The sequence below is a fragment of the Proteus sp. G2300 genome (assembly GCF_009915965.1).
GTDB classification, from domain to species: Bacteria; Pseudomonadota; Gammaproteobacteria; order Enterobacterales; family Enterobacteriaceae; genus Proteus; species Proteus vulgaris.
In genome coordinates this window covers 241,211-259,273 of the sequence record NZ_JAABNK010000025.1, presented here as the reverse complement: position 1 = coordinate 259,273, position 18,063 = coordinate 241,211, and the positions used below count along the sequence as shown (strand labels likewise).

Here is an 18,063-nt window from a genome sequence, read left to right as displayed (position 1 = left end):
CTCACTGACGTTGGTCATCCAAAGTCACACCCGCTGGTGGTGTAAAGCGAAAAGCAGAAGCATCAATAGGGGCAACAGTTTGAGCTGTAAGTTGATAATTACTCACCTGACCATCTTGTTCTGTCGCAGCAAATTGTTGGATTTGCCCATTAGGTAACACGGTGATCGTAAAATGTTTTAAATTATTTTCTGTTTTTGGTGTTAGCTCAAAACGATCACCCGTTTGTTTTACTTCATAATTTTGCCACTCTTTACTGTCATTACGCGCAATCAACATAAAAGGCGTATTGGTTGTCGCACTTTCAAGCCAAGTTGCCGTGACTTGTTCCACAAAAGGGTTATAAAACCATAATGTTTTACCATCAGAAATCAAAGTGCTCTCATCAGGCGCTGTCATTTGCCAATTAAACAAATCAGGACGTTGTACCTTTAAATTACCTTCCCCTTTTTGAATAAGGGCCCCTTCATTGCTAGTGACAGTTTGGCTAAAGTTAGCTTGAAAACTATTTACTTTATTTAATCGTTGTTGCAGATCTTGACGCGCATCAGCCCAAGCGACTTGGCTACTTATTAAGGTCATCGCACACACTGCAAATAATACTTTTTTCATTCTACAAGCCTCGGCATGAGATTACGCCGACATAATGTCGGCGTATAAATTTTAATGATATTGTGCAGGTTATCATGCTATCTCATTAGCTGATAACTGAGTTTTCAAGATATTACATATCAGAAGGCGGTGGTGAAAGTACATCACGTGTATTGTTGTGATTTGGCGTACTGACAATACCTTGCATCTCCATTTGCTCTACAATTCTTGCGGCACGGTTATAGCCAATTCTAAATTGACGTTGTACACCAGAAATAGAAACACGTTGTTTTTCAACCACAAATTCTACGGCTTGGTCAAATAATGGATCTAGTTCTTCACCATCATCGTATCCACCACCATTACCACTTTCGCCTTCTTCACCACACTTAGTAATAGCTTCAATATATTGCGGACGACCTCGTGCCTTCCAGTCACTTGCGACAGCATGTACCTCATCATCACTGACAAAAGCACCATGTACACGCTCTGGCGGATAACCATTAGGTGCATATAACATATCACCCATACCCAGTAAGGATTCTGCACCACCTTGATCTAAGATGGTTCGTGAATCAATTTTACTCGAAACAGTAAATGCAATACGGCTAGGGATATTAGCTTTAATCAGGCCTGTAATAATATCAACAGAAGGTCGTTGTGTTGCAAGCACAAGATGAATACCCGCCGCACGCGCTTTTTGCGCTAAGCGTGCAATCAATTCTTCCACTTTTTTACCTGCGGTCATCATTAAATCAGCAAACTCATCAACCACAACCACGATATAGGGCTCTTTTTCTAACATAGGCATTTCTGTTGCCATGCTGTCTGTTGGTTTCCAGAATGGATCTGGAATTGGGCGACCCATCGCTTCAGCTTCTTTAATTTTTTCGTTATAGCCCGCAAGATTACGTACACCTAATCGCGACATCAGTTTATAACGGCGCTCCATTTCTGCCACACTCCAACGTAATGCATTGGCAGCATCTTTCATATCGGTAACGACTTCCGTAAGAAGATGAGGAATACCTTCATAGACAGAAAGTTCAAGCATTTTTGGATCTATCATAATAAAGCGAACATCTTCTGGTTTAGCTTTATAAAGAATGCTGATGATCATTGCATTCACACCGACAGATTTACCTGAACCTGTTGTACCCGCCACCAATAGATGTGGCATTTTTGCAAGATTTGCAACAACAGGTTGCCCACCAATATCTTTACCCAGAACAACGGTTAAAGGTGAACGACTTTCGCGGAAAGCATCATTATCTAATAGCTCACGCATATACACGGTTTGACGTTTCTTATTCGGTAATTCCAGCCCTACATAAGGTTTTCCTGGAATAACTTCGACAATACGTACCGCAATGGCAGATAATGAACGTGCCAAGTCGCGTGATAAATTTGAAATACGTGCGGCTTTTACGCCCGGCGCAAGTTCAAGCTCAAATCGCGTGATAACAGGTCCTGGTGATATGCCCACGACCTTCGCTTTAACACGATAATCATTAAGACGTGCTTCAATTAATTTACCGATACGCTCAAGCTCAAACATATCAACGGGTTCTTCTTCTACTGGCGGTGTTGTTAACAGATCCAGAGAAGGCATTGGCGTAGTTGGTTTTTGCAACGGCCTATCATTACGCATCAAAAATGGATGAATTAAAGATTCTTGCTGTTGCTGTTGCTGTTGCTGTTGCTGTTGCTGTTGCTGTTGCTGTTGCTGTTGCTGTTGCTGTTGCTGTTGCTGTTGCTGTTGCTGTGCAAAATGCTGAGCCATATTTGGCTGTGGTTCAATACGTGATTCCGATGCAGTTTGAGATGTAGCAGGTGGCGTAACAGGTTCAGAAACAATCGGCGTAAATACCGGCTCTATCGGTTCTTCATCCAATAAATCATCAATAGGCGAGAAAGCCTCTAATGCGGTGAGTTCTCTTTCTAACTCAATTTTTGGAGTGTACTCTTCCTCTTCATCATCGCGAGGTGAGATTTGTAAAAACGCATTACTGGTTGAATATTCTACTTTTTTCTCTATTGTTTGCGTCGGTTGTGCTGATTGTGAAGCAAACGAATGTTGAATATGAGGTTGATAACCTGTTGTTGTTTGCAATGAAGGTGCTTGTGAGGATAGTTGAGGTAACACCTCTTCTTCATCGTCATCTAATGAAACATCATCACCATAACGCGCCTGCAATTGTTGTTTAAATTGCGCAGCTAGCTGTTGTTGTTCATGAAGTGCATTCTCATCTACATCATTGTGATTATCTTCTGTTGAAGAGAATGTATTTGCAGTAACAGTAGGTTCATCCTGATAATTATCTTTTTGAGGATTCAAGGAAGAAAACGATGTTTCAATATTCGGCTCATAATAAGATGCAGATTGCTCAATAACTTCATCTGCTTCATCGCCATAGCGTTCACGCTGCTGTTCAAGAAATTGTTGGCGCAATTGTTGTTCAAAATTCGCTTGTTCTTGGATATCAGCTAACTCATCTTCATGCTCTGTTTGAACCGCTTCTTCGCGACGACGTAGCTCCGCTTCGCGTTGCGAAGGAATATGAATGCCATAAAGCTCACGACGAGTAGGTAAACGTACTGGGTTTGGTCGAGGTAGTTCAGGCCCTAATCCTTGTTTAACTTGCGCGCCATGACTCACCAAAGCACTCGTTGCTACTCCTGCAGTCACGGCCATTTCAGGTGTTAAGGTATCTTCGCTATTTGGTGCTAACGAAAATGTTGGTTCAGCACGCCCAACTGGCATAAAGCTATCTGCCTCTGCAGGTTGATCATTTTCAACTAATGGTGTTACAGAAGGAGTGTTCTCTTCTGGTATTGAGTAAACAGAATGTTGAGGCGCACTGACATCTGGCTGAATATCTTTTTTAAGGAAGGCTTCCGGTATATCAAAACGGTAATGTTCAGGTACTTCTTCTGTTACTGTTATTTCAGGTGTTTGTTCTGCAATAGCCCCTGATACAGCAGGCGCAACTTGTGTTAATGATTGTGCATGATTGTCTGTATCATTTGTTGCACTGAAAGAAGGTAGCTCGTCTTCGTGTTCCGTTTTAGGTTGTGATGACTCAATATCTTGCTGACGAGCAAGTTCAAGCGCTGAAGGTGCGGAAAATAAGACGTCATCACTCTCTTCTGTTTTCAGTTCTGATGGTTGTTTTTCTGTTTGATTTACATGTTCAGTTACATCATCAACAAAATCCTGAGTACTATCATCATCTTCTTCGTATTCAGCTTCGTGTTGGCCTCGATTAGTAATAAAACCCACTGTACCAAGGATTACGGCACCAATCTTTTCAGTGATAGTTAACCACGACCAACCAGTAAATAGTGTAAAACCAATCGCCCAGACAGATAGTAGTGCAAGCGTTGCGCCTAATACATTAAACCAAGGTAATAAGGCCTTACTGAATAAACTACCAATAACACCGCCCGAGCTGAAATTATAGATATCATCAAAATTAAGATCAGCTAATGCACAAGAGGTAAAAACCAGAGCCAAGGCGCCAATCGTGCGAAGTGCGAGGGAAAAAAAGTCAGTATATTCACGATTTTTTTGGTAGCGTAGCGAATTCCAGCAACCAAAAACAACCACAACAGGAATTGCATAGGCAAGCAAGCCAAATGCTGAAAATAGGATATCAGCTAACCATGCTCCGATGCTGCCACCTAAATTTTGAATAGGATCATTCCATGTGGTTTGTGACCAGCTAGGATCAGAAGGATGAAAGCTAAGTAAAGAAACCATCAAAAAGACAGCACCAATCCCGATTAAAATGAGAATAGCTTCCCAAACACGACGACGGTTACTTATCTTTGTTAAACGAACATTTTTGTCTTCTGTATATTCCTGGCTCAAAGAGGGCTCTCCAGGTTTAATTTAGGGTTAAATTAAAACGGAACAACGCTGAGTTATCCCAGCGTTGAAACTGTATGCATAAACAGGAGTGTACCTAATTTTTTCCTGTTTTGCACCAACCTATTAAGTTGGCTTAGCGAGTTTTGATTACAAGGCGGTTACTTTGTTTAACTTCTTCCATAACCACGTAAGTACGTGTGTCATTAACACCAGGAAGACGTAACAGGGTTTCACCCAGTAATTTACGGTAAGCGGACATATCAGGTACACGAGTTTTCAACAGATAGTCAAAATCACCAGAAACTAAATGACATTCTTGGATTTCTTCAAGCTTTTGAACAGCCATATTAAATTGTTCAAAAACATCTGGTGCGCCACGATTTAGTGTGATTTCCACAAATACCAGTAATGATGCATCGAGGTAATGAGGGTTTAACAGCGCAGTATAACCAGAAATAAATCCTTGGCGCTCTAAACGACGTACGCGCTCTAAACAAGGCGTTGGTGATAAACCAACACGTTTAGATAACTCAACGTTTGAAATACGACCATCTTTTTGAAGCTCATTTAGAATATTCCGGTCTATTCTATCAAGATCTTTACCCGGACGTTTTTTATTATCAATCATCTCTATACTCTCTTTCTCTTTTTCTCTTACTTTATTTTCCTAGACCCATACCTGTACACCTTCAGCATCAATGTCGAAACTTCGGTATCAAATGGTCAGAGCAAACTATCAATTTATTTTCTTTTAATGCCAGATAAAACATCTATTTTATCTAAATACTCATTAGCAAATATCGCCAAGTAACTATCCTTTACCCTGTCTGCCGAAAAAATTGTACCTATAACATCCAAGGATAATTATCTTTAACAATCATGTTTTCGCAAATGTACAGCGGATTGTCAAAGCAAATGAGTAAAAATCAGAACAAGGCGCTATGTTATTCTCTATATACGCAAGATAGTCATCAATTGTAAAGCAAAATGTTTCATGTTAATTCGATGATGTTAGCCCAATATAACTCTATAATTATTAAACTATATTAGTATTAACTATTGCTAAAATAGCTAAAATATTATGTCTATTTCTCGTCATTGGCTTTTTTTAACGTCTTATTTCTCCTACAATCCTTCAATTCGCATCACGCCTAATCAGAGATGAGGTATACATGAGCACCATCAAACATAGCAAACTTATTATTTTAGGTTCAGGCCCTGCGGGTTACACCGCTGCCGTTTATGCGGCAAGAGCAAACTTAGAACCAGTACTGATTACGGGTGTTGAAAAAGGCGGTCAGCTGACAACAACAACAGAAGTCGAAAACTGGCCCGGTGACCCAGAAGGGCTAACAGGCCCAGGCTTAATGGACCGCATGTTTCAGCACGCTGAAAAATTTAATACAGAGATTATCTCTGACCATATTAATAAAGTCGATCTGAAAAACCGTCCTTTCCGTCTATTTGGTGATGAACAAGAATATACCTGCGATGCATTAATTATCGCTACAGGCGCTTCTGCGCGTTATATCGGCTTACCTTCTGAAGAATCCTTTAAAGGCCGTGGTGTCTCTGCTTGTGCAACCTGTGACGGTTTCTTTTATCGTAACCAAAAAGTCGCCGTAGTCGGTGGAGGTAATACTGCAGTAGAAGAAGCGCTCTATTTAGCCAATATTGCCTCTGAAGTTCACCTGATCCACCGCCGTGATTCATTCCGTTCTGAAAAAATCTTAATTAATCGTTTAATGGACAAAGTTAACAGTGGCAATATTATTTTGCATACTGATCGTACCTTAGACGAAGTTCTTGGCGACGATATGGGTGTGACCAAAGTTCGTTTAAAAGATACAAAAAGCGATAAAACCGAAGAATTAGATGTAATGGGTGTTTTTATTGCCATTGGACATAGCCCAAATACCGCTATTTTTGATGGACAATTAGAATTAGATAATGGTTATATCAAAGTGCAATCAGGCACACAAGGTAATGCAACTCAAACCTCAATTGAAGGTGTTTTTGCTGCAGGTGACGTAATGGATCATATTTATCGTCAAGCAATTACCTCTGCCGGAACAGGTTGTATGGCAGCGTTAGATGCAGAACGCTACTTAGACGCACAAAAATCCAACTAAAATCATCACTTCCTTTCAAGGCGCTATTTCAGTAGCGCCTTTTACCATGTAACATACTAGCCTGGTTGCCAAAGCGTATAATTACTTACCTTGGCCTTTCTGATACTTTGTATCTCACCTGCAGATTTGAATCTTTTCTTATGGATAAAACTAAACAAAATGAAATGGTTCGATGGCTGAAACAGCAGAGTGCTCCAGCCCGTCGATGGCTACGGCTATCAATGATTTTAGGTGTCGTAAGCGGTTTATTAATTATTGCTCAAGCATGGTTATTAGCGGTTTTACTTCAAGCATTTATCATGGATAGTATTAACCGTGATACGCATATACCTACTTTCCTCACTCTTATTGGCATTTTTATCTTACGTGCAGCAGTCATGGCAATACGAGAGCGTGTTGGTTATCGCTGTGGTATGGTTGTTAGGCAACAAATTCGTAAAATTGTCCTTGATAGACTTGAAGAATTAGGCCCTGTTTGGGTTAAAGGCAAACCCGCTGGAAGCTGGGCAACTATTATTCTAGAACAAATTGAAGATATGCAAGATTACTATGCACGTTATCTTCCACAAATGTATCTTTCCGCTATTGTTCCTATTCTTATTCTTATCACCCTATTTCCTGTTAACTGGGTTGCGGGTTTAATTTTATTCTTTACTGCCCCTCTAATTCCCTTGTTTATGGCATTAGTCGGATTAGGTGCTGCTGATGCAAACCGCAGAAACTTTCTCGCTTTAGGTCGTTTAAGTGGTAACTTCCTCGATAGATTAAGAGGGCTTGATACATTACGGTTATTTAACCGCGGTAATGCTGAAGTCAAACAAATTACAGAAGCCACAGAAGATTTCCGTAAACGCACGATGGAAGTGCTTAGAATGGCGTTCCTTTCTTCTGGCGTATTGGAATTCTTTACCGCTGTTTCTATTGCCGTTGTTGCTGTTTATTTCGGTTTTTCTTACTTAGGTGAACTTAACTTTGGTAGCTATGGTCTAGGTGTTACCCTCTTTTCGGGGTTCTTAGCGCTGATCCTTGCTCCTGAATTTTTTCAACCTTTACGAGATTTAGGCACTTATTATCACGCAAAAGCGCAAGCAGTGGGCGCAGCAGAATCTCTCGTTGAGTTTTTAGAAACTGATGGCGAAAAACCACAATTAGCAGGTAATGCGCGTGTCAATACAAACGAAGGTATTGAAATAACAGCACATGAACTAGAGATTTTATCGCATCAAGGGGTAAAATTAGCGGGTCCATTAAGTTTTACGATTAGTCCTCAGCAACGTATTGCGATTGTAGGCCAAAGTGGTGCAGGAAAAAGCTCATTATTGAATGTACTTTTAGGCTTTTTACCCTATCGGGGTTCATTAAAAGTTAATGGCATTGAATTAACTCAGCTTTCACCTGAAGCATGGCGTCAATGTTTAAGTTGGGTGGGACAAAATCCCAATTTACCTGAACAAACTTTACTTGATAATGTGCGTTTGAGTGCTCCCGAGGCCAGTTCAGAACAAATAAATCTGGCTATTGAAAAAGCCTATGTCAGCGATTTTATTAACGATTTACCTGATGGGTTAAATACAGTAATTGGCGATGGTGCTGCACGTCTTTCTGTTGGTCAAGCACAACGCATTGCTGTAGCACGTGCATTATTATCCCCTTGCCAATTTTTGTTATTGGATGAACCTGCAGCAAGCCTTGATTCTCATAGCGAACAACGTGTGATGCACGCTCTTAATAATGCGTCATTAAATCAAACTACGTTACTTGTTACCCATTTATTGGAAGAAACATTAGGTTACGATCAAATTTGGGTAATGGAAAAAGGTCAAATTATTGAAACGGGCACTTATGCATCATTAAGCCAACAGCAAGGTGCTTTTGCCCGTCTTCTTGCTCATCGTAAAGAGGAACTTTAATCATGAGAGTATTGCTTCCTTTTCTCGCACTCTATCGTCGCCATTGGTTTATGTTATTGCTAGGGATTATTCTCGCTATCTTAACCTTACTTGCGAGTATCGGCCTTTTAACATTATCAGGCTGGTTTTTAGCAGGCACGTCTTTAGCCGGTTTTGCGGGGATCTATAGTTTTAACTATATGCTACCTGCGGCAGGTGTTCGTGGTGCCGCAATATTTCGTACAGCAGGCCGTTATTTTGAAAGACTTGTTAGTCATGATGCAACATTTCGGGTGTTATCGCACTTACGTGTGTTTACCTTCAAAAAGATCTTACCTCTTTCACCAGGTGGGATTGCGCGTTTTCGTCAAGGTGAGTTACTTAACCGCTTAGTGGCTGATGTTGAAACATTAGATCACCTTTATATTCGTGTTATCTCACCAATTATTGCCGCTTTTGTCGTCATTATGATGATTATGTTTGGTCTTGGTTTAATTGATGCCCACTTAGCCAACACATTAGGTGGCATTATGCTCACCTTGCTGATTATTTTACCTTTTGTGTTCTATTATGCAGGTAAACCTATTGGCCGTGATCTGACCGACTTACGTGGACAATATCGCACAGTATTAACCAGTATGTTACAAGGACAAGCTGAGCTAACTGTTTTTGGCGCATTGCCTCGCTTTAGACAGAACTTAGCGCAACTTGAAGCTAAGTGGTTACGCAGACAAGCACAACAAGCAAACTTAACCGGTTTATCGCAATCCCTCATGATCCTCGCATCAGGGCTGACCGCAACCTTAATTCTATGGCTGGCAGCGGGTGGCATAGACCATAATTTTATGCCTGAAGCCTTAATAGCTTTATTCACTTTCTGTGCACTCGCTGCTTTCGAGTCGTTAGCACCTGTTACTGTTGCGTTTCAGCATTTAGGGCAAGTAATGGCATCAGCAACTCGTATTTCTCATTTAATTGAGCAAAAACCCGATGTCTCTTTCCCTGAAAAAGGAGGAGAAAGAAAAAATAGTGCTTCACTCACCCTGCATAATATTTGCTTTACTTACCCAACTCAGCCGATGCAAGTAATTAATCATGTTGATTTGACTATTGAAGCAGGGCAACACATCGCATTATTAGGAAAAACAGGTTGTGGTAAATCAACGCTATTACAGTTAATCAATCGTGCGTTTGATCCGACTCATGGCACTATCCGCTTAAATAATTCACCTATTGCTGATTATGATGAAACAACTCTACGTTCAATGATGTCTGTTGTTCCTCAACGTGTTCATGTCTTTAGCCACACATTAAGAGAAAACTTAATTATGGCAAAAGAAGAGGCAACGGATGAAGAACTCAGTCATGCGCTTCAGCAAGTTGGCCTTGGACACCTGCTGGACAATGATGAAGGTTTAAATGCATGGATGGGCGATGGTGGTAGACAGCTCTCAGGTGGTGAACAACGACGTTTAGGTCTTGCAAGAGCTCTACTCCATAATGCACCTCTTGTATTACTGGATGAGCCAACAGAAGGCCTTGACGCCGATACAGAACAACAGATCCTTACTCTCTTACATCAACATTGTCAGGGTAAAGCGGTATTAATGATCACTCACCGACTTCACGGTTTAGATAAAATGGATAAAATCTGCGTTATGGATGGCGGGAAAATCGTTGAAACAGGCACTCATGCTTCGTTATTACAGCAACAAGGGCATTATGCTAAATTTCACCAAAGACAAGCACTATTAACTCCGACTCACGAGGCATAATATGCCATTGTTTCAATTAGACGATAGTGATTTGGATTTTCCAGAGCCTCATTTAGCATTAAAAGAGCCTAATGGATTATTAGCGATAGGGGGAGAAATCTCCCCTGCTCGATTACGTGTTGCATATCAATCAGGGATCTTCCCTTGGTACTTCCCCTACGAAGAGCCATTATGGTGGTCACCTGATCCAAGAGCTGTGTTGTCTGCTGGTGATTTACATATTGGACGTAGTTTGCGTAAATTTATTCGTCATCAGCCATATAAAATAACGTTAAATCATGCTTTTGCTTCTGTGATAGAAGCCTGCTCTATACGTGATGAAGGTACATGGATAGGCCCTGATATTAAAGAAGGTTATGAAGCACTTTATCGACAAGGTGAAGCGCACTCTGTTGAAGTTTGGGATGGCGATGAATTAGTTGGCGGATTGTATGGAGTCAATGTTGGTGCAGTTTTTTGTGGCGAATCGATGTTTAGTCGCAGAGATAACGCATCTAAATGTGCCTTTATTGCTTTTTATAACCATTTTCTTCGTTATGGGGGTCAACTATTTGATTGTCAGGTGCTAAACTCTCATACTGCCTCGTTAGGTGCCAGTGAGATCTCTCGTGACCATTATTTAGTTGCATTATCTCGTTGGAAAAAAGTGATTATTGATAAAAAGTGTTGGTATCAGCAATCGTTGGAATTATAATCACTGCTTGTTTTTGTAAAGCCCTTCTTATTTAAAACAGAATCAAGAATGCCATTCTGTTATTTATTCAATAAAAGGTTTATACAAAAATTTTATCTTACACACCCATTACGTGGTTAGGGTGCTGTTATTTTATTGCTATAAATACCACAAAATAAAGAATTACGACTTCTGTTATTACTTTTGCTTGAGCTTAGTAAAACGCAAGTCACGGTAAGGATGTTAAGCACAATAGCAAGGTGAACACCATTGCTATCGGATAACATTCCTTTACATAGGACAATATTTTCGGCATTATCTTGCCGTTTAAAAAATATGGTTATTAAAACTTAGAGGATTAGATGGCCAAAGAAGACAACATTGAAATGCAAGGCACTGTACTGGATACTCTGCCAAACACGATGTTCCGCGTAGAATTAGAAAACGGACACGTCGTTACCGCTCATATCTCAGGAAAAATGCGTAAAAACTATATTCGTATCCTGACAGGCGACAAGGTTACCGTTGAGCTGACCCCATATGACCTGAGCAAAGGCCGTATCATCTTCCGTAGCCGTTGATCCCAATCTGTTCTCTCCCGTTATTGTCATATAACGGATGAAAAAAAACACCACAGGCAAAGCATTATTGATGCTCACCTGTGGTGTATGCGTTTATAACTTAGTAAATTAACCGCTATCCTTAGATAACGGTATCTTCGTTCTTAGCCCGTTTTTCTTGGCTGATAAACTCGTAGTTTAACTTACCTGCTAAATTATCGAATGTGACAGAAACTGAACCACCATTAACAAGAGAGCCAAATAAAATCTCGTTAGCTAATGGTTTTTTTAAGTTTTCTTGAATAACGCGTGCCATTGGTCTTGCGCCCATCGCTTTGTCGTAACCTTTATCGCACAACCATTGGCGTGCTTCTTGGCTAACTTCTAGCGAAACCCCTTTATCATCTAACTGTACTTGTAGTTCGACAATAAACTTATCTACAACCATAGAGATAATTTCAGGTGATAATGCATTAAACCAAATAATGCTATCTAAACGATTACGAAATTCAGGAGAAAACGCTTTTTTAATTTCGACCATCGCATCAGTGCTGTTATCTTGCTCCGTAAATCCGATCGATTTACGTTGCGTTTCACGCACCCCCGCATTGGTGGTCATCACTAAAATAACATTACGAAAATCCGCTTTGCGGCCATTGTTATCTGTTAATGTACCGTTATCCATCACCTGTAACAGAATATTGAACACATCGGGATGTGCTTTTTCAATTTCATCAAGTAATACAACAGAATAAGGATTTTTAATTACTGCGTCGGTTAATAATCCGCCTTGATCAAAACCAACATAACCTGGAGGCGCACCAATTAAGCGACTAACAGTATGTCGCTCCATATATTCCGACATATCAAAGCGAAGTAATTTAACATTCAATGCTTTCGCTAATTGTACAGTAACTTCTGTTTTACCTACCCCAGTAGGGCCAGCAAATAAGAACGAACCGACCGGTTTATTATCTTGGCCTAACCCTGCTCGACTCATTTTAATGGCTTCAGACAATGCATGAATTGCCTGATCTTGACCAAATACCAACATTTTTAATTGGTTATCAAGATTTTTCAGTATTGATTTATCACTACTAGAAACCGTTTTTTCAGGAATACGTGCAATTTTAGCAACGACTGATTCAATATCAGAGACATTGATCGTTTTTTTGCGTTTACTTGGTGCTATTAAACGTGTTTTTGCACCAGCTTCATCAATAACATCAATAGCTTTATCAGGTAGATGTCTATCCGTAATGTATTTAACTGATAAATCCACCGCAGCCTGAATCGCTTTATTGGTATAACGTACCTCGTGATGCGCTTCATATTTTTGACGCAATCCTTTGATGATGAGCACGGTTTCATCAGGAGAAGGTTCTGTTATATCAATTTTTTGGAAACGACGTGTAAGTGCTCTATCTTTTTCAAAAATATTACTAAATTCTTGATAAGTCGTAGAGCCTATAACTCGAATTCGCCCACCTGATAACAAAGGTTTGATTAAGTTTGCCGCGTCTACCTGTCCACCTGAAGCCGCACCCGCACCAATAATCGTGTGGATCTCATCAATAAATAAGATGCTTTTTTCATCTTTTTCAAGTGTTTTCAGTAACGCTTTAAACCGTTTTTCAAAATCTCCACGGTATTTTGTACCCGCTAATAACGAACCAATATCCAGTGAGTAAATGGTGTAGCCTTTCATAACGTCAGGAACATCATCTTGCTCAATACGCCATGCAAGCCCTTCGGCAATTGCCGTTTTACCAACGCCTGATTCACCCACTAACAGTGGATTGTTTTTACGGCGACGGCATAATACTTGAATGGTTCTTTCTAATTCAGCTTGACGCCCAATTAGAGGATCTATTTTACCTTGGCGCGCTAACTGATTAAGGTTAGTGGTAAAATTATCCATATGATCGTCACCTTGAGGCATCTCTTGCTGAGATTGTGCATTCATCTCATTCATGTCAGAAAGATCTTCGTTTTGTTGAGCTTCCTTTGAAATACCATGAGAAATAAAATTGACAACATCAAGACGACTAACATCATGTTTACGTAATAAGTAAGCAGCGTGAGATTCTTGTTCACTAAAAATAGCCACCAGCACATTAGCACCAGAGACTTCATTTTTGCCTGACGATTGAACATGGAAAACAGCACGTTGTAATACTCGCTGAAAACTCAGCGTTGGCTGTGTTTCTCTATCAACATTTTCAGGTAAAATTGGGGTTGTTTTACGAATAAAGACTTCAAGCTCTTCTCGTAAAACGGCCAGATCGACTTTACAAGCTTCCAATGCTTCGCGTGCCGATTTATTACTTAATAGCGCCAATAACAGGTGCTCTACAGTCATAAATTCGTGTCTGTTATCACGGGCTTTCGCGAATGCAACATTAAGACTCAGCTCTAATTCGTGATTAAGCATAAGCACCTCCTCCTTAAAAGACTAACCGGATCATGCTTGTTCAAGAGTACATAAAAGTGGGTATTCGTTTTCTCTCGCATACAGATTAACTTGTGCCACTTTCGTTTCAGCAATATCCGCACTATAAACCCCACAAACTCCTTTTCCTTTATGATGAACATCCAACATAATCTGTGTTGCTTTCTCTTCACTAAGAAAAAAATACATCGTAAGTACTTCTACAACAAAATCCATGGGGGTGTAATCATCATTATTCAAGATCACCTTATACATTGCTGGTGGCTCATTTACCTGATGAACATCATCCCTTAACGTGGTTTCTGTTAAAAAATCAAACTGACCCATTGTTTTGCATTACTCATTGTCTTGTTAAACATCACTTTCAATTATGACATTTAGTTTACCATCTCACAGGAAAGTCTGCCTATCAACGCTTTTTTATTCCCTCTTTTTACATCCAAAAAAATAACAAAGCGTTAGCTACATCAAAATTTTACCTTATCGAAACACTTTCTATACCTTCCACCTCTTGACGACTGAAACAATAAAATAGAGTATGTTTTATGAACAGCTCAGTAAATATACTGAAGGTGATGTTAAACAAATAAATACAAGTATATGAGAGAAGCTAAGTATGGAGACAGGTACAGTAAAGTGGTTCAATAATGCTAAGGGCTTTGGTTTTATTACCCCAGCAAACGGTGGCGAAGATATTTTTGCCCACTATTCAACAATTAGAATGGAAGGCTACCGCACACTTAAAGCGGGGCAGAAAGTTAATTATAGCACGATAAAAGGGCCTAAAGGTGACCATACTGACCTTATCATTCCTATCATTGAATAGAAGATATTCACAGTATAGGTAAACTTGATAATACCTTTTATCCTCATCCAATGAAGTCAGGTATTTTCAGTCAAACAAGATACCTCATTCATTCAAATAAAAGCCCTTTATACGGTTAAGGGCTTTTATTTTATTGTTTGAATTATTCTCTGGCTAACGCATCAATGGGATTCATTTTTGCTGCACGTCTTGCGGGTAAAAATCCGAAAATAACCCCAATAGCGGTTGAACAAATAAAAGCACTGACTAATGCGATAGGCTGGAATACAAAATGCCATTCGGGTAACATCACACTTGCAATTATTGCAATACTAAACGAAAGACCAATTCCTAACACCCCTCCGACTAAACAAACCAGTACAGACTCAATGAGAAACTGTTGCATCACATCACTCGCTCTCGCCCCAACCGCCATTCTAATACCAATCTCTCGCGTTCTTTCAGTCACAGAAACCAACATAATATTCATAACACCAATGCCACCAACCACTAATGAAATAACGGCAACAAATGTAAGAAATAATTGCATTGTTTGTGTGGTGCTCTCAGCCGCTTTAATAAAACTATCAAGGTTATAAGTAAAAATATCTTTTTTGCCATGTCGGATCGTGAGTAAACGAATAATTTGTTGTTCTGCTACGTTAGCATCATAGCCTTCTATTGCTCTTACCGTAATGCTATCAAGATATGAGCGATTTAAAATACGACTATTTAACGTGCTATAAGGCACCCAAACGCGTAATGATTGTCCATTACCAAAAACCGATTTTTTATCTGCTATAACTCCAATAATCGTAGAAGGAATATTCCGAATAATAATTTGTTCACCAATTACGTTTTTCTTATTAGGAAAAAAGCGATGGCGAGTATTTTCATCAATCACAACAACCTGAGCTTGCCGTTGGATCATATCGTGCGTAAATGAGCGACCTTGCGAAAATTTCATCGCATACACAGTAAAATAGTCATCACTCACCCCCGCAACAGAAGCGGGCGAATCTTGATTCCCTCGGCGTAATCGCGTACTAAATTGCACTTGTGGCGTTACCGCTTGCACATAAGACTGCTGTTTTAAGGCAAAAACATCTTGTAGCGTTAATGATTGCCTGTCTTCGGGGGAGTCACTACCAAAATCTTTCCCAGGATAGATATCAATAGTATTAGAGCCAATCGCTTTTATATCAGAAAGCACCATACTTTTTGCGGCATCACCAATCACAATAATGGTCACAACAGAAGCGATCCCTATAATAATGCCGAGCATTGTCAATAAGGTACGTACTTTATTGACAACCATGGCACGCCAAGCCATTTCTAATGCTTGAGTAAAGCGCCCTACAATTTGCCCCAAATAAGAGGAAGTTAAAACAGTTGTCGTTTCTTTTTTAATTTTATGTGTCGTTGTTTGATGACAGCGATCACTAATAATCTTACCGTCTTTTATTTCGATAATTCGGTCAGCTTGCTCTGCAATTAAAGGATCATGAGTGACGATAATAACCGTATGCCCTTGTTCATTGAGTTGCTTCAAAATAGCCATAACTTCTTTACCAGAATGACTATCTAATGCACCCGTAGGCTCATCAGCAAGAATGACCTCACCACCATTCATCAACGCTCTCGCAATACTTACACGTTGTTGCTGACCACCAGAAAGCTGATTAGGGCGATAATCAACACGCTCTCCTAATCCTAAACGAGTTAATAATTCACGTGCCCTTTCTTTACGCTGAGTGGCATTTTTATCGGCATAAATAGCTGGAATTTCAACATTCTGTTCTGCACTTAAGTGCGCCATTAAATGGTAGCGTTGAAAAATAAACCCAAAGTGCTCACGGCGTAATGCAGCAAGCTGATCACCTTCCATTTGTGCAACACTTTGACCTGCAACTTTATATTCACCGCGACTTGGTTTATCCAAACATCCCAATATATTCATTAAGGTCGATTTACCAGAGCCGGAGGCACCCATAATCGCGACCATTTCACCCGCATTAATCGTTAATGAGACTTTATTAAGAACAATAGTTTCTTCTTCACCATTGCTATATACGCGACTAACCTCATTGAGTTCTAATAATGCCGGCATTATGCATCTCCTGAAGTTTCACCCAGAATAACCTCATCGTTCTCTTTTAATCCGCTGAGGACTTCAGCATAAACATCAGTACGCATACCTATTTTTACCGTGCGTTTTTCTGGCTGACCATTAACCAATACATCAACATAATATTCATTAATACCCGCATCCTCACCTAGGACAGAAAGCGGTACAAGGAGTACATCTTTCTTATTTTCGATAAGAATTTTAACTTGTGCCGTCATTTGTAAACGTAGTAAATGTTGTTCATTAGGCACTTCGAAACGGGCATAGTAGAAGATAGCGTCATTAATTTTTTCAGGCGTCGGCAGAATATCTTTTAACTTACCGCTAAAGGCTTTATCTGGTGCACCTAATACCGTAAAAGAAGCACTAAGATCCGGTTTTAAATAAATAACATCGGCTTCTGATACTTCTGCTTTTACCAGCATCGTATCTAAATCTGCTAAAGTTAAAATCGTTGGTGCTTCTTGTGCTGCAATGACGGTTTGGCCTTCTAGGGTTTTAATAAACGTCACTATACCATCCATAGGCGCAGTAATACGTGTATATTGAAGGTTAGTTTTGGCTGTATCTAAGGTCGCTTGATTCTTTTTAATTTGTGCTTCATAGGTGATAATACGCGCTTTTTTAACATCAACATCAGTTTTAGTACGATCAAGCTCATCTTGTGCAATTGCATGTGTACCAATCAGCTTTAACTGACGTTGATAAGTCAGTTGTGCCAAGCGTAATTCGGCCTGTGCTTGTTGAAGATTTGCTCTAAGCTCATTGTTAGTTTCCTGCGATTCAGTGACTTCATTTTGTGCTTTCTTAGGATCAATAATCGCTAACAAATCACCCTTTTTAACCGTATCGCCCTCTTTCACAAACAAAGTTTGTAATTGGCCACTGACCTGAGCACCCACATCAACTTTACGCACAGCATCCAGTTTACCAGTTGCTGTCACTTCTTTTGACAGTTCACCTCGTGTAATAATTTGTGTTTGGTATGACGGTACATTTTCTTTCGGCCAAAAAAAATAGGCGATAATAGCAACCGTAATTAAAATAAAAGCGAGCACCTTTCCGCGCTTTTTTAAAGATAAAAAAGCCATACAATATCCTTCCTAAACATGACGATTTAATAAGCCATAAGAAATTTTAGCGATGATATTAACCTTCATCGCTAAATAAAATTTACTTTGGTCTC

At 39.8% G+C, this 18,063-nt stretch carries 13 protein-coding genes; 6 read left to right on the top strand and 7 right to left on the bottom strand.

Translation table 11 applies throughout. The features are described from left to right. Position 1 precedes the first annotated feature (1 nt). From lolA to lrp, 3 genes are all read right to left on the bottom strand, one after another. A complete protein-coding gene (gene lolA / locus GWI97_RS17220) occupies positions 2 to 610 on the bottom strand; it encodes an outer membrane lipoprotein chaperone LolA (RefSeq protein WP_036938135.1) in 609 nt (202 codons plus the stop codon). Positions 611 to 722: 112 nt separating this feature from the next. After that, a complete protein-coding gene (locus GWI97_RS17215; protein ID WP_161752154.1) occupies positions 723 to 4,463 on the bottom strand; it encodes a DNA translocase FtsK 4TM domain-containing protein in 3,741 nt (1,246 codons plus the stop codon). A gap of 133 nt (positions 4,464 to 4,596) precedes the next feature. Further along, on the bottom strand, positions 4,597 to 5,091 hold the full coding sequence (lrp, locus tag GWI97_RS17210) for a leucine-responsive transcriptional regulator Lrp (protein WP_004244566.1): 495 nt from the start codon (positions 5,089 to 5,091) through the stop codon (positions 4,597 to 4,599). A gap of 544 nt (positions 5,092 to 5,635) precedes the next feature. On the opposite strand from lrp, the gene trxB reads away from it, so the two are divergent. The 5 genes from trxB (at position 5,636) to infA (ending at position 11,513) form a co-directional block, all read left to right on the top strand. After that, on the top strand, positions 5,636 to 6,595 hold the full coding sequence (gene trxB / locus GWI97_RS17205; RefSeq protein WP_036938142.1) for a thioredoxin-disulfide reductase: 960 nt from the start codon (positions 5,636 to 5,638) through the stop codon (positions 6,593 to 6,595). Between the two features lie 140 nt (positions 6,596 to 6,735). After that, a complete protein-coding gene (gene cydD / locus GWI97_RS17200; protein WP_161752153.1) occupies positions 6,736 to 8,505 on the top strand; it encodes a heme ABC transporter permease/ATP-binding protein CydD in 1,770 nt (589 codons plus the stop codon). A gap of 2 nt (positions 8,506 to 8,507) precedes the next feature. Beyond that, the gene (gene cydC / locus GWI97_RS17195; RefSeq protein WP_036938146.1) at positions 8,508 to 10,259 is read left to right on the top strand and encodes a heme ABC transporter ATP-binding protein/permease CydC; all 1,752 of its coding nucleotides are present in this window, start codon (positions 8,508 to 8,510) and stop codon (positions 10,257 to 10,259) included. A gap of 1 nt (position 10,260) precedes the next feature. Next, positions 10,261 to 10,953 carry a leucyl/phenylalanyl-tRNA--protein transferase gene (gene aat, locus GWI97_RS17190; protein WP_161752152.1) on the top strand — a complete coding sequence of 231 codons (693 nt, stop codon included), beginning with the start codon at positions 10,261 to 10,263 and terminating at the stop codon, positions 10,951 to 10,953. A gap of 341 nt (positions 10,954 to 11,294) precedes the next feature. Next, on the top strand, positions 11,295 to 11,513 hold the full coding sequence (gene infA / locus GWI97_RS17185; RefSeq protein ID WP_004244560.1) for a translation initiation factor IF-1: 219 nt from the start codon (positions 11,295 to 11,297) through the stop codon (positions 11,511 to 11,513). Positions 11,514 to 11,634: 121 nt separating this feature from the next. Here the strand turns inward: infA and clpA are convergent, their stop codons facing one another. Continuing rightward, the gene (gene clpA / locus GWI97_RS17180) at positions 11,635 to 13,926 is read right to left on the bottom strand and encodes an ATP-dependent Clp protease ATP-binding subunit ClpA (RefSeq protein WP_103004870.1); all 2,292 of its coding nucleotides are present in this window, start codon (positions 13,924 to 13,926) and stop codon (positions 11,635 to 11,637) included. Between the two features lie 30 nt (positions 13,927 to 13,956). Continuing rightward, positions 13,957 to 14,271, bottom strand: coding sequence for an ATP-dependent Clp protease adapter ClpS (gene clpS / locus GWI97_RS17175; RefSeq protein WP_036938154.1), 315 nt, complete (start codon positions 14,269 to 14,271; stop codon positions 13,957 to 13,959). A 289-nt stretch (positions 14,272 to 14,560) separates the two neighbouring features. Here clpS and cspD point away from each other — a divergent pair, with 289 nt between their 5' ends. After that, positions 14,561 to 14,770: a cold shock domain-containing protein CspD gene (gene cspD / locus GWI97_RS17170; RefSeq protein ID WP_036938157.1), complete on the top strand. Its 210-nt coding sequence runs from the start codon at positions 14,561 to 14,563 to the stop codon at positions 14,768 to 14,770. A gap of 142 nt (positions 14,771 to 14,912) precedes the next feature. On the opposite strand, the gene macB is transcribed toward cspD, so the two are convergent. Both macB and macA read right to left on the bottom strand, forming a co-directional pair. After that, entirely contained in the window at positions 14,913 to 16,859 is a 1,947-nt protein-coding gene (gene macB / locus GWI97_RS17165; RefSeq protein ID WP_036938159.1) for a macrolide ABC transporter ATP-binding protein/permease MacB, read from the bottom strand. Next, positions 16,859 to 17,968: a macrolide transporter subunit MacA gene (macA, locus tag GWI97_RS17160; protein WP_036938162.1), complete on the bottom strand. Its 1,110-nt coding sequence runs from the start codon at positions 17,966 to 17,968 to the stop codon at positions 16,859 to 16,861. The genes macB and macA overlap by 1 nt, the downstream gene beginning before the upstream one ends. Positions 17,969 to 18,063 lie beyond the last annotated feature (95 nt).

Bases quoted from the DNA above. Each gene is read 5' to 3' on its own strand.
- lolA (WP_036938135.1), bottom strand. From the start codon at position 610: ATGAAAAAAGTATTATTTGCAGTGTGTGCGATGACCTTAATAAGTAGC.
- clpA (WP_103004870.1), bottom strand. From the start codon at position 13,926: ATGCTTAATCACGAATTAGAGCTGAGTCTTAATGTTGCATTCGCGAAA.
- cspD (WP_036938157.1), top strand. From the start codon at position 14,561: ATGGAGACAGGTACAGTAAAGTGGTTCAATAATGCTAAGGGCTTTGGT.
- aat (WP_161752152.1), top strand. From the start codon at position 10,261: ATGCCATTGTTTCAATTAGACGATAGTGATTTGGATTTTCCAGAGCCT.
- trxB (WP_036938142.1), top strand. From the start codon at position 5,636: ATGAGCACCATCAAACATAGCAAACTTATTATTTTAGGTTCAGGCCCT.
- infA (WP_004244560.1), top strand. From the start codon at position 11,295: ATGGCCAAAGAAGACAACATTGAAATGCAAGGCACTGTACTGGATACT.
- macA (WP_036938162.1), bottom strand. From the start codon at position 17,968: ATGGCTTTTTTATCTTTAAAAAAGCGCGGAAAGGTGCTCGCTTTTATT.
- clpS (WP_036938154.1), bottom strand. From the start codon at position 14,271: ATGGGTCAGTTTGATTTTTTAACAGAAACCACGTTAAGGGATGATGTT.
- macB (WP_036938159.1), bottom strand. From the start codon at position 16,859: ATGCCGGCATTATTAGAACTCAATGAGGTTAGTCGCGTATATAGCAAT.
- cydD (WP_161752153.1), top strand. From the start codon at position 6,736: ATGGATAAAACTAAACAAAATGAAATGGTTCGATGGCTGAAACAGCAG.
- lrp (WP_004244566.1), bottom strand. From the start codon at position 5,091: ATGATTGATAATAAAAAACGTCCGGGTAAAGATCTTGATAGAATAGAC.
- cydC (WP_036938146.1), top strand. From the start codon at position 8,508: ATGAGAGTATTGCTTCCTTTTCTCGCACTCTATCGTCGCCATTGGTTT.